The following is a 16,242-nucleotide window of genomic DNA, read 5'->3' on the forward strand; positions in this document are numbered from 1 at the left end:
CCTGATAAAAATATCCGCCAGAAATCCATTTCTGGCGGATGTGTAACATCCAGCTCAGTCACATTTACAGCACCAACTAAGGTGAGAACACTGTAAATGCAGCGAAAAATATCTACACCTTAAACTGTGCCGTTGTTAAACCAAGCTGATTTGCTAACCCCAACAGACTCCGCGTACTCGCTGCTACTTGACTGATAGCCGCACTATTTTCCTCCGCCGCCACGCTTAAGCCCGCAATCCCCTGCGCAATCGTCGCCGAAACCGTTGTTTGTTCTTCCGCAGCGGTTGCGGTTTGAATCATTAATGCCTTTAAGGTTTCTAAGCGCAAAGCAATATCATCCACCGCGGTCTGCATTCCATCGGCATCTTCTGCGGTTTTAGAGGCTTCAGTGGAACAAGTCACACTATGCAACGCCAGCACACCTGACTGTTGCTGAATACCTTTTAACACTTGCCCAATATCCTGAGTTGCTAACTGAACCTTCACCGCTAACTGACGCACCTCATCGGCAACCACAGCAAATCCACGACCATGCTCGCCAGCTCTCGCTGCTTCAATCGCCGCATTAAGAGACAAGAGATTAGTTTGTTCCGCAATCGCATTTATCACAGCTAATACTGAGCCGATTTTCTGACTATCCGCCTCAAGACTGCCCACCTGTTGATGAATAGTTGCAAAACTGCTCAAGGTCACTTTTAAGCTTTTACGAGTACTGGCCAAGTTTTGCGAAAGAATTTCACTCGAATGGGTACAGGCGGACACTTCATCGGAGGATCTCATCGTATTCGTGCTGATTTCAGCTGCGGCATAACTCATTTCTTCAACTGCAGTGGCCAACATATCAGTTTCTTTAGCCTGCATCTGAATACTGCAATCGGCTTGTGTCATAGCGGCAGAGTTTTGTTCGGCGGCAGATTCAAGTTCATGCCCAACGCCCACCAGCTGACTGATGATTTCTTTGAGCTTAGTTTGCATCCGCGCCAACCAACTCATCAGGTGATTATCCGTTTGAACATGCGGTAAATTATGAGTTAAATCGCCAGAGGCGATCATACTGGTCAAGTTACACATGTCCTCAGGCTCACCGCCGAGCGGCTTTAATACAAACCCTGTAACTAACTTAGCGGCAGCGAACGCCAACACTAAGGCTGCTGCACAAACAGATAAACCGATAAACATCATACGGTAGGCGGGAGCTGCTATTTCACTCACATCAATTTCAGCCATCAAACCCCAACGTAAACCGAGCTCAACGACAGGAGAATAAGCGGATAAAACGGGATTATTGTTATAGTCATTCACTTGCATCACCCCCGATTTACCAGCCAGCGCCTCCTTTACCGCCAGCGTATCGACACCATTCTGAGCTATCGTTCCCGCAAACGAAGCCGTAACCGTGCGATTAATGGGATCGAGAAAAGAATCAGAACGCATACGATTATTTGGGCCAATGAGATAAGTTTCACCACTTTGCCCCATACCCTCACGAATTTGCATAACTCTGTTGATGCGATCGATTGATACTTGAGCCGCCACCACCAATCTTTGCTGATTGAACTGAATCGACTGGCCAATAAATGCCGCAGGTTGACCATTTGAAGGCGCGTATGCGGAAAAATCTTGTAGTAATACTGTGCCCGCCGATCCCAATGCCTTATTGAATAACTGTGCTAATCCCGAATCATGGAAGGGTCAAGTACGCAAATTGGTGCCGAAATCAGACTCCTTCGCCACTGTATATAAAACGGTACCATCGTCACTAATAATAAATAGGTCATAAAAACCGAGGGATTTATTTAATGACTGCAAGGTTTGATCTATGTCAGTAAGAGTATCGAGGCTTTTTTGGCTGGCAATTACGGCGCTGACGGCCTGCAGGTTATCGGAAAAGTCCTGAAACATGCCAACAATCTGCCGTTGCTTGATCTCACGCACTGCCACTAAACGAGACTGAGCCTCGGCAAACAATTCATCCCGAGCAATGTAAGTCACTATTGCGGTAGCAAATATGAGGGGTAATAGGACAATCAATAAACTGATAAGCTGAATTTTACGAGTAAAACCCATGGTGAGACTCCTTGTCGCGCATCGAATTCCATTCCTTCAATCTTTGCAGAATCAAACCTGCCTTAAAACTATAGGAGAAGAATCTCAGCTAAACAAAGCGGTGCCGACTATTTTCATCAAAAGTTCACTAAAATTCCGACAACTCATTATTTTTAAGTAGAAAAATGATTAATAACTTTAAATGACAGCCAAGCCATACCGACCATTTCAAACAAAATGATATAGTGGGAAATAAGCAATAAACCGAACGTTAGCATCAACTTATATTGAATGCGCACATCCATGCGACAAATAATGCATTGAAATTTATTAAATATGCATATAAATTCATCCCAAGCCAATTTATAGAGGATTAATAATGAGTTTACTCGAGCAAGTGTCAGTATCTAAAAAAGCCAACATCTACTTTGATGGCAAAGTGGCTAGCCGTAGCGTATTTTTTGCCGATGGCAGCAAGCAAACCTTAGGTGTTGTATTACCAGGGGAATATGAGTTCTCAACCTCCCAAGGCGAAATCATGGAAGTGACTAGCGGCCGTTTTGAGGTGTTACTTCCAGAAACAACGACTTGGCAAGAATTTAGCGAAGGAACTCAGTTTGAGCTGGCTGCAAATGTTAGCTTTAAAATTCGTAACACAGCCATTGCCGAATATTGCTGTAGCTATCTCTAGTCATCTCGATTAAGTGACAGTGCGATTAATATTTCATATCAATCGTTAATCGAACGCTCACAGTGACGGTTTATCTCAGCACTGTGAGTATGTTGTCCTACCGAACCATTTCACCATTTCACCATTTCACCATCAGAATGCTTTATCCGTCTGACATTTATCAATCTGGCAATTTTATCAACCTGGCTCAAGGCAGCGTAAAACTCACAAGGCAAAGTATACTAAATCGAATGCGTTGATATCGCCGACAAAAACAACACTAGACGACCGGTCTAATTTGACTTATCCTAAACCCCATGAAAATTGAAACTCAATCCACTCGCCAGCACATTCTCGACATCGGCTACAAGCTAATCGTACGCAAAGGCTTTTCCAGCGTCGGCTTATCCCTACTGCTGCAGGCGGCCGAAGTGCCTAAAGGCTCGTTTTATCACTACTTCAAATCCAAAGAACAATTTGGCGAAGCGCTTATTACTGATTATTTTGAAAAATATCAATTAGATTTAGACGCATTATTCAATGACTCAACACTGACAGGCCATCAACGCTTGATGCAATACTGGCAACAATGGTTGCACGTACAAGCCGATGGCTGCGTAGATCAAAAGTGTCTGGTCGTGAAACTCAGCGCCGAAGTGGCCGATTTATCCGAAGCCATGCGTGTTGCCTTACTTAAAGGCTCCGCCGGCATCATAGAGAGGTTAACGACTTGCGTTCAAGTGGGCATAACAGATAGATCAATCGCCCTGCAAGATCCGCAATCAACCGCTGAAATGTTGTATCACATGTGGTTAGGCGCCAGCTTAATGAACAAGTTGGGCCACAGCCCTGCGGCACTCGAACGTGCACTCGTGACGACTAAAGCCATTTTAACGCCTAAAACGGCCCTTTAACCTAATACCGACTCAAAACTAATATTTGCTGATATCGATCAGCCCAGATTTTTAAAGAATACATTTTCACGCCCCGAAATTAGACGACTGGTCTACTAATTTAACGGGCTATTAATTAATGCAGCTCAATTAACGCTGCTCATTTAAAGTAATAATAGGAATAACATCATCCATGCTAAATTTTAACTATTACAACCCGACCCGCATCCGTTTTGGTAAAGACACTATCGCCGAAATTGATTCTCTAGTACCGAGCGATGCTAAAGTGATGATCCTCTTTGGCGGCAGCAGTGCTAGAAAAACAGGCACGTTAGACGAAGTTAAACAATCATTGGGTAATCGTTTCGTTGTCGAGTTCGATGGCATTGAGCCAAACCCAACCTATGAAACCTTAATGAAAGCCGTCGCCCAAGTGCGTGAGCAGAATATCGACTTCCTCCTCGCGGTTGGCGGTGGTTCGGTTATCGATGGCACTAAATTTGTTGCCGCGGCAGCGGTATTTGAAGGCGAACCTTGGGACATTCTCACTAGCTGGGGCGCAAATGTAACTCAAGCTATGCCTTTTGGCTCAGTCTTAACCTTACCTGCGACCGGTTCCGAAATGAACAACGCCAGCGTAGTAACCCGCAAATCACTTCAAGCTAAGCTGCCATTCCGTAATGACTTGGTTTATCCACAATTCTCAATACTTGATCCGACGAAAACCTTCACCCTACCAGAGCGCCAAGTGGCCAACGGTGTTGTCGATGCTTTTGTACATATCACAGAGCAATACCTCACTTACCCCGTTAACGCCGCCGTGCAGGACAGATTTGCCGAAGGTCTTTTACAAACCTTGATTGAGCTTGGTCCACAAGTGCTAGTTCAACCCGAAGATTACGACATTCGCGCGAACTTAATGTGGGTTGCCACTATGGCACTCAACGGCACGATTGGCGTCGGTGTTCCCCACGACTGGGCAACCCATATGATTGGCCATGAACTAACTGCACTTTACGATATCGACCATGCGCGCACATTGGCAATTGTACTGCCTGCCCTGTTGCAATGTACAAAAGAGGCTAAACGCGAAAAGCTACTCCAATACGCAGACCGCGTGTGGCACATCAACACAGGTACCGATGACGAGCGCATCGATGCCGCTATTGCAAAAACCAAGGCTTTCTTCGAAGCCATGGGCATACCGACACATTTATCTGCCTATGATCTCGATGCCAGCCACGTTGATACCATAGTGAAGCAGCTTGAACTGCACGGCATGGTGGCACTCGGCGAACATGGCAACATTGACCCAGCCATGAGCCGTAACATTTTGACCTTAGCCCTATAACGTCAAATGAACTAAACCCAAAGCTCACACGTATTGATGTGAGCAACTTAGGTAAAGGTATGAAAATGAATATATTAATGGTACTCACGTCGCATGATAAACTCGGTGATACCAGTTTAAAAACCGGCTTTTGGCTAGAAGAATTCGCCTCACCTTTTTATGTTTTTAAAGATAAAGGTTTTGACATTACCTTAGCCTCACCCCTGGGCGGTCAACCACCTCTCGATCCAAAAAGTGATGAGCCAGACTTTCAGACCGAAGCCACTGCGCGCTTTAGCAAAGATCCTGAGGCTCAAGCACTGCTAGCGAATACCACTCGCTTAAGTGAAATCAATGCAGCCGATTATGATGCGGTTTTTTATCCGGGCGGTCACGGCCCACTGTGGGATCTTGCCGAAGAGAAACATTCTATCGCCTTAATTGAACAGTTTTATCAAGCCAATAAACCCCTAGGGCTCGTATGTCATGCGCCTGCTGCACTGCAGCACCCTAAAACCAGTGATGGTAAGCCATTGGTCAGCGGCAAGCGTGTTACCGGTTTCAGCAACTCTGAAGAAGAAGCCGTGCAACTCACTCATGTCGTGCCATTTTTGGTTGAAGACATGCTGCAGAAAAATGGTGGCAATTATGTCAAAGGTGATGACTGGACAAGCTTTGTCGTCGCAGATGGCCATTTGATCACAGGCCAAAATCCGGGATCATCCGAAGCCGTAGCCGAAACCATAGTTGCGCAATTGAACGCGAGAGGCTAAGCGATAAATACGCGACGCTCAGCTTGAAATGAACAAAGACAGGCGCACAAGTGTGCTAAATGCGTTAAAAAGAGCTGTTGCACCATAATGGTGCGACAGCCAAAATGTACTCTCACTGTCCAAAGGAAAGCCCATGATCACCTTGCACCATCTCAATAAATCACGCTCTAAACGTATCATCTGGTTGCTAGAGGAACTCGGTCAACCCTATGAAATTAAGAGTTATCAACGTGATAGCCAGACTTTTCTCGCGCCACCCGAACTTAAGCAAATTCATCCGTTAGGCAAATCACCCGTTATCGAAATGGACGGTCAAGTGATAGCCGAATCGGGCGCGATCACCGAATATCTGATTGAAAAATATGCGGCGGATACCTTAGCCCCCGCCAGAGACAGCGCAGACTATGTCAGTTATCTGCAATGGCTACACTTTGCCGAAAGCTCAGCCATGCTGCCTTTGTTACTGCGTATGTTCGTGCAAAAGGACGGTTGTAAAACCAATTTCCTTGAAGGTTATGCCGCGACGGAAGTCAGTAAGATTAGTCATTACTTCAATGATATGTTGGCTGATAAAACCTATCTTGTTGCAGACAAGCTCACGGGTGCGGATATCATGATGTCCTTCGTGGTGGAGCTACTGGCTAACAGTGGCGATCTCGCGAAATTTGAACACATTGAACGCTATGCCACTCAATTATCCCAACATGCCGCTTGGGTCAAAGCGAGTGAGATCGAGAAACAACTCGATGCAAGCCTGTAATTGATGGATCGAATTCGGGCACATGTTAGTGCCCGAGCTTAACCCACTTTAACTAACCCCTGTTTCTGCCTCCCCATTTTCTGTCGACTTTATACCTTCTCAGTGGTGACGTCCTTAACCACTTAGCGCAACAAACACCATGATTTTTGATGTAAAAGAGACTAATCTTGATTAACTCTATCTCAAGGCTACAGGGACTTTAGCATGCGTTCACTCACACTCATCGGCTTAGTGCTATTTAGCATGTTAGCGCAAGCGACTGTTTATAAATGGGTCGATAAAGATGGCAAAGTCCATTACTCCGATGAGCCGCAGCCAAATGCCCAAGTCGTTGAGCTAAAAGATAAGACCTTAAATCAAATTGCCCTTCCTCTGCCCAAAACAGACTTAAACAGCTCAAATCAAGCAATTGAATCTATTAAATATCAAGTCAATATTACCTCTCCGACCGAAGAGGAAACCGTCAGAGATAACAATGGCGATTTCGACGTCGTTGCGACTATCACCCCAGAGCTAAAAAGTCAGTATTTGATGGCCCTCAAGCTCGATGGCAACCCCATAGGTCAGCCACAAATTGGCGGTACCTTCAAACTCAAAAACATCGACCGAGGTGAACATACCTTAGTCGTTGACGCTTTGACTCAAAACGGCAAAGTCTTTGCATCAAGTTCACCAAGAAAGATATTTCTTCATCAAGCAGCTAAGCGTTAATGTCACTATTTGTATAGTAAAAGTTAGTATAAAAACTTTAAATACATGAAGTTAGATTAACTCCTCCTGACTAAACCGTTTGATGAAGACAAGTTGCAGCTTGCACCAGATTGGTGCACCATAGTGGTGCAACCCTATTTCTAGGAACGGTCGATGGATAAAGAGACACTGCTCAATCATTTAGTTACCGCTGTACTTGTCATAGATAAGGATCTCAAGCCTTGTTATGCCAACGCAGCAGCAGAGCAATTATTAGGTGTTGGTAGCCATAGACTCGTAGAACAAACTTTGCCTGAGCACTATCAAATCCTCGGTGTCGACGCCAAGCTATTAATGGATGCAGTAACAGCCGGCCAAGGCTTAACGGTCAATACGGCAGCACTAGTCACGCTCGATGGCCAACATCATACCGTTGATTTAACCCTTATTCCCCTCGATGACGAGGCTGAACTCAGCCTGCTCGAACTGCGCCAAGTTGACCAACAAAGACGCATTCATCAGCAACTGAGTCAAGATGCACAGCAACAAGCGGCGCAGTTTTTGGTGCGCAACTTAGCCCATGAAATCAAGAATCCTTTAGGCGGCCTTCGCGGTGCGGCACAGCTATTATCGCGGGAGCTGGATGATCCGGCGCTGAAGGAATTCACTACGCTCATCATAGAGCAGGCCGATCGGCTGCGTAATTTAGTGGACCGTCTGCTCGGCCCCCAAAGGCCGACACAGCACAGTCTGCACAACATCCATCAAGTGGTGCAAAAGGTCTATAAGTTAGTTGAAATGGCGCTGCCCGCTAACATCCAGCTCAAACGGGATTACGATCCATCCATTCCCGATATCGAGATAGATCCTGACCAAATGCAGCAAGCTGTGCTGAACATTTTACAAAATGCGGTGCAGGCGCTTGAACATACGGGCGGCGAGATTTTGATCCGCACTCGCACTCAACACCAAGTCACTATAGGTTCACAGCGCCACAAGCTAGTGTTAACCCTATCGATTATCGACAACGGCCCCGGTATACCGCCTGAGCTAATGGACACATTATTTTATCCCATGGTGACAAGCCGTGAGCAAGGTTCAGGTTTAGGCCTCTCGATTGCCCATAATATTGCCCGTTTACACTCGGGAAGGATCGATTGCCTCTCCAGCGCAGGGCACACAGAATTTATCATTTCATTACCGATTTTAAGCGCTAAATAATTTCGACAGTACCTACCCATACCGTATGAGGAAGCAAGATGCGAATTAGTGAACAAGTGTGGATCCTCGACGATGACAGCTCGATACGCTGGGTACTCGAAAAGGCACTGCAAGGTGCTAAGCTCAGCACCGCCAGCTTTGCCGCCGCCGAATCCCTGTGGCAGGCATTAGAAATATCGCAGCCGCACGTGATAGTATCGGACATCCGTATGCCCGGCACGGACGGTTTAAGCCTGCTCGAACGATTGCAGGTGCATTATCCCCATATTCCCGTGATCATTATGACAGCGCACTCAGACTTAGACAGTGCAGTGAGTGCCTATCAAGCGGGCGCATTTGAGTATCTGCCTAAACCCTTCGACATCGATGAGGCAATCTCTCTGGTTGAGCGCGCACTTACCCATGCCACTGAACAGAGCCCCGCACCCGCGCAGGAAGCCCAAGTCAAAACACCCGAAATCATAGGTGAAGCGCCAGCGATGCAGGAAGTGTTTCGCGCCATAGGCAGACTTTCACGCTCATCCATCAGCGTGCTGATCAATGGGCAATCGGGTACGGGAAAAGAGTTAGTGGCAGGTGCGTTACACAAACACAGCCCACGTAAAGACAAGCCATTTATCGCGCTGAACATGGCAGCGATCCCTAAGGATTTAATCGAATCTGAGCTATTCGGCCACGAAAAAGGTGCCTTCACTGGCGCAGCCAATGTGCGCCAAGGTCGCTTCGAACAAGCAAACGGTGGCACGCTCTTTTTAGATGAAATCGGCGATATGCCGTTAGACGTACAAACACGGTTACTCAGAGTACTTGCCGATGGTCAATTCTACCGCGTCGGTGGTCATAATGCGGTACAAGTCGATGTGCGTATCATAGCGGCGACCCACCAAGATCTTGAATTATTAGTGCAAAAAGGCAGCTTTAGGGAAGATTTGTTCCATCGCCTCAACGTGATCCGCGTGCACTTGCCGCCACTATCACAAAGACGAGAAGACATTCCGCAACTTGCCACCCATTTCCTCGCCTCGGCTGCGAAGGAAATTGGCGTAGAAACTAAGATCATGACCAAGGAAACCGCGGTAAAACTCTCCCAATTACCTTGGCCTGGTAATGTCCGACAACTTGAAAACACCTGTCGTTGGTTAACCGTAATGGCATCGGGGCAAGAAATTTTACCCCAAGATTTACCGCCAGAATTACTGAAAGACCCTGTGAGTGTCACCCACACGGCGAAAGGCAGCCAAGATTGGCAATCGGCACTAACTGAGTGGATAGACCAAAAACTCTCGGAAGGAAACAGCGATCTGTTAACTGAGGTGCAGCCCGCATTCGAGCGCATACTGCTAGAAACTGCGCTGCGCCATACTCAAGGCCATAAACAGGAAGCGGCGAAACGTTTAGGCTGGGGACGAAATACCTTAACGCGGAAATTAAAAGAACTGTCGATGGATTGAGTAGATAAAATAACGTTACTACTCGTTATATCAATACAAGCTTATTCATATCAAACAATAAAAAGGGATATCTTCACATCCCTTTTTATTTTAAATTAATTTTCATTGGCATGAATTAAATATGCCAAATCTAAAAAATTAGAATTGATAATGCATACCTACAGCGAATTGCTTAATATCAGTGTCAATATCTTTTAATCCTAAATAGCTACGGTCGGCATCTAAATCACCTGTAGTGACATCATAGCTTACACGGATATTTAAGTGCTCTGTTACGGCGGCATTAACACCTACACCATAAGTCCAACCAAAACCAGTAAAGTCTTCATCGTAACCATAGCCATCAACATTCGCCGCCATAGATGCAATACCCACTTTGGCATAGGCAGAAAAAATATCATTAATTTGTGCAGTAAATTTAGGTGTGAAGCTTAATGCACCTGCACTAATATCAACATCCTTATCGCCTAAGTCACCAGTGGCAAACAGGTTAGCTTCTAAACCAAACCATTCATTGAAGTTATAGCCACCGTATACGCCTACACCAGTACCGGTTTCTGAACCATCAAAAGCATCAGCTGTGACTCTATTTAATGCACCACCCACATAAAATCCAGTAGTGTCGGTTGCTGCAGAGACTTGAGTGGCCGCTAATGCTGATAGTAAAGAGATAGCAACAATTGATAATTTATTCATCATAATTCCCTAATGATTTAACGAAAGTATTAGACGGCGCGGATATTACAATAAGCAATTCAGAAGTGTCATGGTTTAAATTATCAAAATACAAATCATACAGCATTGATTCAGCTTGAGTCGGAAAATGGAAGTTATTGTTATTCGTTATGTGGCTAAATAATATTTACTGTAAGTATTATTTTTAAATTGAAACTATTAATAACTTTAACTTAACACCCGCAACAGCCCTATAAAACTCGCATATAGCCAACGGATGAGGGAACGACGCCTTCTCACATCCAAACATTCGGATACGACAACTCTGCCAGACGCCACACAAGTAATACGTGTACGCCAAAGAAATAATGGCCAGACATGGACTCGATAAGCTTGGTTAGCAATGTCGAGATCAATTTTCTGCGGTAAGTAATAAAGATGTTTACGCAGGACTAACTGACTCCAAGCCCCCGCTATCACAGGAGATACGGTACTATCTGCTTGATTTACTATCGAAGATTTCTGTTCCATCAGGAGCGTGATTTCTGCATTCATAGGAATGCTAACGTCAGAAACCACAGATTCGGCTATCAACTCAAAGCGAGTCGATAGCCTATGATAGCGGCATATCAATCGAGTGGAATGATCCCATCTGTGACTTTGCTTCTGCATCCATGCCATAACTTGCCCTTAATTTATGTTTCGTTTACATCAGGTTTAACCGGATCTTGATGAATAATCACCTCAGCATCTTCGAAGGCGGCTTTGACTCTTATCCCTGTTGTATCGGCAATACTGTGGGCTTCATTCAAACTCAAATTGCCATCGAGTTCTAAATGAAATTGAATAAAAACAGTTTTGCCTGCTTGACGAGTGCGTAAATCATGCAGCCCTTGCACCCGTGGATCTTCCATCGCGATTTGCGTAATTTGCTGGCGAGTTTCTTCGTCTAGCTCTCTGTCTAACAAGGCTTGAATTGAGCGATAACCTAAGCCAAAGGCTTGATGACCAATATAAAATGCAATCATTACCGCAAATAAACCGTCAGCCCACCACCAACCGTATTGCGCTAATACTAATGCCAACAATACCGCACCATTAAGGAATAAATCTGATTTATAGTGCAGCGAATCAGCTTCAACCACAGTACTTTTTGTCGCCGCTAATGCGCGTTTCTGCAACATGACTAAAGCTAACGTCATCACAATCGCTATGATAGAAACAACTACACCTATGGTGGCATTTTCAACCGGAACAGGTGTTAATAGACGCTCGCCACCATAGAACAGTAATAAAAATGCAGAGCCCATAATAAAGGCGGATTGCGCTAGAGACGCTAACGGCTCAGCCTTACCATGGCCATATCTGTGGTCATGATCCGGCGGCACAAGCGCGTAACGAATGGCAATAAAATTGATAATAGAAGCGAGAGCATCGGCAAAGGAATCCGTCAAAGATGCCAACATACTGGCAGAGCCGGAATAAAGCCAAGCGAACATCTTGATAAGAATAAGGATCAAAGCGGTAGCCACGGAAGCGCGGCTAGCCAGTTTGACCCAAAAATCGTATTGGGAAGTTTGAGTCATAAGGGATCTATCTTGAGAAGCTATGACCCTATTGTATATCAGCTAAGACGCTTAACCGCGAGGTTCTTTACCAGCTTGTGCTTCAAATCTCGCTTTAAACTTAGCTTGCTGCTCTGGTGTCAGCAGATTAAATATTTGATTATGCAGCTTCATACGTTCAATGGCTTGAGTTTGACGCTGCTCTTGCTGCGCACTCATCAGTGCCTTTGCTTGTGTTTCATCAAAACTAGGCGCGGTAATTAAGGCCTGCATCTCAGTGCGATGTGCCAAGCGTTCCTCTTTCGTTGGACGATTATCAGCGCGCGTGGCTTTCTGATCGGCAAACAACTTTTTGACGTCAGCTTTCTGGGCATCCGTTAAATCGAGCCCTTCAAACATACGATGCATGCCACCGTGGTCCATATGTCGGCCGCCATGTTCCATGCGGTCGCCTTTATGGAATTCAGATTTAGAGAAGTCGCAGCCAGCATCCTTAGGTGCAGCATTAACTGCCGTCGCGAAAACCGCAGAACTCGCTAGAATGGCAAACAGGCTCGCTTTCAAAGGTGATAATGTTTTCATAGTGTTAACCTCGATGGTTCAACTTTAATATGGCAATTAATAAGACACAGTGACGACCCTTTTAAGCCGAGTCACTTTCGACCCTTCCAGTCTAAACCCCTATATGTAAGTGAGGGCGTTGCCTGAGTAAATCACTGTAAAGTTGCGGCAATAACTCTATTCTTTACTTTGGCTTACATTGCTACACAGCAATTGACATCAAAACAGGTATACTCAGCCAAAGCGCTAAAAGTGTCTATGATAAACAGGCACATGAGGCCACATTACAGAGATTAAGGAACAGTATGAGTCGGATATTATTAATCGATGACGATCTGGGGTTATCTGAGCTACTAGGGCAACTGCTCGAGTTAGAAGGGTTTCAATTAACCTTGGCCTACGACGGTAAACAAGGTTTAGATCTGGCACTGACCGCAGATTACGATCTGATCCTACTCGATGTCATGCTACCTAAATTAAACGGTTTTGAAGTGCTACGCGCACTGCGCCAACATAAACAAACCCCAGTATTAATGCTGACCGCTCGCGGCGATGAAATCGATCGCGTAGTTGGGCTTGAAATCGGCGCCGATGATTATCTGCCAAAGCCGTTTAATGACAGAGAGTTAATCGCCCGTATCCGCGCCATTATTCGTCGTTCGAACTTAACAACCCAAGAAATCCATGCCGCGCCCGCCCAAGAGTTTGGCGATCTACGCTTAGATCCATCGCGCCAAGAAGCTTACTGTAATGAGCAATTAATCATACTCACAGGCACTGAATTCACTCTGCTGCACACCCTAGCACTGCACGCTGGAGAGTTGATGAACAAGGAAGAGTTAAACGAGAAAGTGCTCGGCAAAAAACTCATGCCCTTCGATCGCAGCTTAGACATGCATTTATCGAATCTACGTAAAAAACTCCCCGAGCGTAGCGATGGTCGGCCAAGGGTGAAAACCATCCGTGGCAAAGGTTATATTTGGCTCCCATAACGGTGGTATCGACTGTGCCTAATCGTTTATTTATCAAATTATTGCTCGGATTTTGGCTTTGCAGCTCGCTAATCATTGCCTTAGTGGGTCTGCTACCATTGCTGCAACAAAATCACGACCGTGCGCCACTGCCACCTCACCTTGAAAAAGTCCTATCGACTATAGCTAAGCGCATTCAAGAAAACCCCGCCTTACTGGAATCCGATTTTCTTCGGCGCTGGGAAAGACACAGAGACATGGAAGGCAAACCTCTGCGGGTCTATCTTGTCAACAGCCAAGGCCAAGTGATCAACACCCACAGGGTGAGTCGCGGTGTACGCAGCTTTATGCTGATGGCAGATGAAGAAAAACAACCGATTAGCCATCAGTTTAAAGATGAGCTGGTGTTTGGTCCCTATCAATTTAATCTGGGCGCTGAAACCTATTCACTGTATGGTCGCCTACCAGATAACCATCCACGGCCTTGGTTCTTTTTCTTCGCCGAAAATAAGTTATTAACCTTAAGCCTAGCGATTTTCCTTTCGGGATTATTATGTGGCTTGCTCGCGTGGCATTTAGGTAAAGCATTAAATTCACTAAAAAAAAGTGCGAATGCCCTCGCCGAAGGTGACTTAAGTCACCGTGTCGATAAGTCCACCACACAGCGTAAAGATGAAATAGGCCAATTAGCCAAGGCCTTCAATAGCATGGCGGACTCCATCGAAGCTATGGTTAATAATCAACAGCGGCTCATGGGGGATATTTCCCATGAACTACGCACCCCATTGACGCGACTGCAATTATCCCTAGCCCTCGCACGTAAAAAAGGTCAGCAGACCACCGAAACGGAACGCATAGGTTATGAAGCTGAGCAACTCGAAAAGCTTATCAGTGAATTGTTAGAGCTCTCGCGGGTCAAGCTCAGCACTAACGAAACTAAGGTACATTTAGGCTTGGCAGAATCCCTGAGCCAAGTTTTAGACGATGCGGAATTTGAAGCAGAACAGCAAGGTAAAAGCATTACTATCGATATCGATGAAGAAATTGAGTTAGCGCATTTTCCTAAATCACTTTCCCGCGCGATTGAAAATCTGCTGCGTAACGCGATCCGTTATGCCGCAAGCGACATTCACCTACAGGCGAGTGCGACGGCTGATCAAGTACAAATTACCATAAAAGACGATGGTCCAGGCATAGATGCCGCCGAACTCGATGCCATTTTTAAACCTTTCTACCGCCCCGACTCGGCACGACAAAGAGAAAGCGGCGGCTGGGGACTTGGGCTGGCAATCACTGAAGCGGCGATTACCGCCCACAAAGGTAAGATTAAAGCCGAGAACCGTATACCAACGGGCCTTAAAGTGACGATTACACTGCCGAAATAGCCGATATGAAGAACAAGTACAGGAGGCTGAACTAATTAGTCGTAATTGGCAACACCTCAGTGTTGCCATCGTGTTAAAACGTAGGGAACGGGATTACAGCTTAACTAATACACGTCCGGTAACTTGACCTTGGATAATTTTATTCGCGAAATCAGGCACCTCTGCCAATGATATCTGCTGGCAAGCTTGCTGATAAAAATGTTCGGGTAGTGCTTTAATCACAGCTTCCCACGCCGCTTTTCGTTTCTCGAATGGACAAGAAACGGAGTCGATTCCCAGTAGGCTAACACCCCGTAAAATAAACGGCATAACGGTTGTTGGTAATGCAAAACCGCCCGCTAAACCACAGATAGCGGCTGCGCCACCGTATTGCATTTGCGCTAATGCTTTGGCGAGGATCCTGTTGCCAACGGTATCGACCACACCCGCCCAGCGCTGCGCCTCAAGCGGCTTAGCATCTTGTTCAAGCTCACTGCGATCAATCACTTCTGCGGCACCAAGCTCCTTCAATAAAGGCGCATTCTGTTCAACCCGACCACTGCAGGCGACCACACGATAGCCAGCATTGGCGAGCAAAGTCACCGCCACAGAACCCACACCACCACTGGCACCTGTGACAAGAATATCCCCACTTTGCGGTGTTATCCCAGCCTGCTGCAGCGCTTGCACGCACAACATCGCCGTAAGCCCAGCCGTGCCTATCATCATTGCTTTAGCGGCATCACAACCTTGCGGCATGGGCACCAGCCAGTCGGCTTTAACTCGCGCTTTTTGCGCCATACCACCCCAGTGGTTTTCGCCCACACCCCAGCCCGTCAAAATCACCTGATCGCCAACTTGGTATCTTGCATCCGTCGATTCGCGCACCACGCCCGCAAAATCGATGCCTGGTACCATAGGAAACTGACGAATGATTTTGCCAGCACCGGTCACAGCTAAACCATCTTTATAATTCAGCGAGGAATAGGCGACATCAACCAAGACTTCCCCTTCTGGCAAATCAGCTTCTGTAATTTGTGAAACTTGAGCAAACGTACGTTTATCTTCTTGCGTCAGTAGTAAGGCATCAAACATAAATCGCTCTCCGAAGGCCAAACCGTATTAAACGATATTCAAAAAGTTACCATAAAAGGCATAGACATCATTAACAAGCAGACTTATTGCTAATAGTAAATGCTGAGATCTAAACAGATTAAAGATAATGACCAAAAGTGATCAAGCGCAAGAGATGGCAAGATCTAGCGTCTTTA

The 16,242-nt window shown here is 45.9% G+C and carries 15 protein-coding genes and 1 pseudogene; 10 read left to right on the plus strand and 6 right to left on the minus strand.

The window, feature by feature from the left end; all coding sequences use genetic code 11:
- Window positions 1-112: 112 nt before the first annotated feature.
- A pseudogene (locus L5M17_RS12640) lies at window positions 113-2,068 on the minus strand (methyl-accepting chemotaxis protein).
- 358 nt (window positions 2,069-2,426) lie between these two features.
- Between L5M17_RS12640 and L5M17_RS12645 the strand changes: the two are divergent.
- The 8 genes from L5M17_RS12645 (at window position 2,427) to glnG (ending at window position 9,835) form a co-directional block, all read left to right on the plus strand.
- On the plus strand, window positions 2,427-2,738 hold the full coding sequence (locus L5M17_RS12645) for a pyrimidine/purine nucleoside phosphorylase (RefSeq protein ID WP_063884943.1): 312 nt from the start codon (window positions 2,427-2,429) through the stop codon (window positions 2,736-2,738).
- Between the two features lie 296 nt (window positions 2,739-3,034).
- A complete protein-coding gene (locus tag L5M17_RS12650; protein ID WP_212600236.1) occupies window positions 3,035-3,631 on the plus strand; it encodes a TetR/AcrR family transcriptional regulator in 597 nt (198 codons plus the stop codon).
- A gap of 172 nt (window positions 3,632-3,803) precedes the next feature.
- Window positions 3,804-4,961, plus strand: coding sequence for an iron-containing alcohol dehydrogenase (locus tag L5M17_RS12655; protein WP_263147874.1), 1,158 nt, complete (start codon window positions 3,804-3,806; stop codon window positions 4,959-4,961).
- 59 nt (window positions 4,962-5,020) lie between these two features.
- Window positions 5,021-5,713 carry a type 1 glutamine amidotransferase domain-containing protein gene (locus L5M17_RS12660; protein WP_263147877.1) on the plus strand — a complete coding sequence of 231 codons (693 nt, stop codon included), beginning with the start codon at window positions 5,021-5,023 and terminating at the stop codon, window positions 5,711-5,713.
- A gap of 133 nt (window positions 5,714-5,846) precedes the next feature.
- On the plus strand, window positions 5,847-6,473 hold the full coding sequence (locus L5M17_RS12665) for a glutathione S-transferase family protein (RefSeq protein ID WP_131525136.1): 627 nt from the start codon (window positions 5,847-5,849) through the stop codon (window positions 6,471-6,473).
- A 204-nt stretch (window positions 6,474-6,677) separates the two neighbouring features.
- Complete coding sequence (locus tag L5M17_RS12670; RefSeq protein ID WP_263140863.1) at window positions 6,678-7,184, plus strand: DUF4124 domain-containing protein; 507 nt, start codon at window positions 6,678-6,680, stop codon at window positions 7,182-7,184.
- Between the two features lie 153 nt (window positions 7,185-7,337).
- Window positions 7,338-8,384: a nitrogen regulation protein NR(II) gene (gene glnL, locus L5M17_RS12675; RefSeq protein WP_263147879.1), complete on the plus strand. Its 1,047-nt coding sequence runs from the start codon at window positions 7,338-7,340 to the stop codon at window positions 8,382-8,384.
- 38 nt (window positions 8,385-8,422) lie between these two features.
- Window positions 8,423-9,835, plus strand: a complete 1,413-nt coding sequence (glnG, locus tag L5M17_RS12680; RefSeq protein ID WP_263140867.1) for a nitrogen regulation protein NR(I) — start codon at window positions 8,423-8,425, stop codon at window positions 9,833-9,835.
- Between the two features lie 138 nt (window positions 9,836-9,973).
- Here glnG and L5M17_RS12685 read toward each other — a convergent pair whose 3' ends face one another.
- The 4 genes from L5M17_RS12685 to L5M17_RS12700 all read right to left on the minus strand — a co-directional run bounded on the left by L5M17_RS12685 (window position 9,974) and on the right by L5M17_RS12700 (window position 12,657).
- A complete protein-coding gene (locus L5M17_RS12685) occupies window positions 9,974-10,531 on the minus strand; it encodes a porin family protein (RefSeq protein WP_131525140.1) in 558 nt (185 codons plus the stop codon).
- 207 nt (window positions 10,532-10,738) lie between these two features.
- Window positions 10,739-11,191: a hypothetical protein gene (locus tag L5M17_RS12690; protein WP_263147882.1), complete on the minus strand. Its 453-nt coding sequence runs from the start codon at window positions 11,189-11,191 to the stop codon at window positions 10,739-10,741.
- A gap of 14 nt (window positions 11,192-11,205) precedes the next feature.
- The gene (locus tag L5M17_RS12695; RefSeq protein ID WP_212600228.1) at window positions 11,206-12,096 is read right to left on the minus strand and encodes a cation diffusion facilitator family transporter; all 891 of its coding nucleotides are present in this window, start codon (window positions 12,094-12,096) and stop codon (window positions 11,206-11,208) included.
- A gap of 51 nt (window positions 12,097-12,147) precedes the next feature.
- Window positions 12,148-12,657: a Spy/CpxP family protein refolding chaperone gene (locus L5M17_RS12700; protein WP_113941370.1), complete on the minus strand. Its 510-nt coding sequence runs from the start codon at window positions 12,655-12,657 to the stop codon at window positions 12,148-12,150.
- Window positions 12,658-12,941: 284 nt separating this feature from the next.
- On the opposite strand from L5M17_RS12700, the gene L5M17_RS12705 reads away from it, so the two are divergent.
- A complete protein-coding gene (locus L5M17_RS12705; protein WP_105251061.1) occupies window positions 12,942-13,628 on the plus strand; it encodes a response regulator in 687 nt (228 codons plus the stop codon).
- A complete protein-coding gene (locus tag L5M17_RS12710; protein WP_411568941.1) occupies window positions 13,616-14,992 on the plus strand; it encodes an ATP-binding protein in 1,377 nt (458 codons plus the stop codon). The genes L5M17_RS12705 and L5M17_RS12710 overlap by 13 nt, the downstream gene beginning before the upstream one ends.
- Before the next feature lie 93 nt (window positions 14,993-15,085).
- On the opposite strand, the gene L5M17_RS12715 is transcribed toward L5M17_RS12710, so the two are convergent.
- Window positions 15,086-16,066 (minus strand): MDR family oxidoreductase, encoded by a 981-nt coding sequence (locus L5M17_RS12715; RefSeq protein WP_263147886.1) that lies wholly within the window; start codon window positions 16,064-16,066, stop codon window positions 15,086-15,088.
- Window positions 16,067-16,242 lie beyond the last annotated feature (176 nt).

Origin of the sequence: Shewanella sp. SW24, assembly GCF_025653395.1 — a bacterium.
Taxonomy (GTDB): Bacteria; Pseudomonadota; Gammaproteobacteria; order Enterobacterales; family Shewanellaceae; genus Shewanella; species Shewanella oncorhynchi.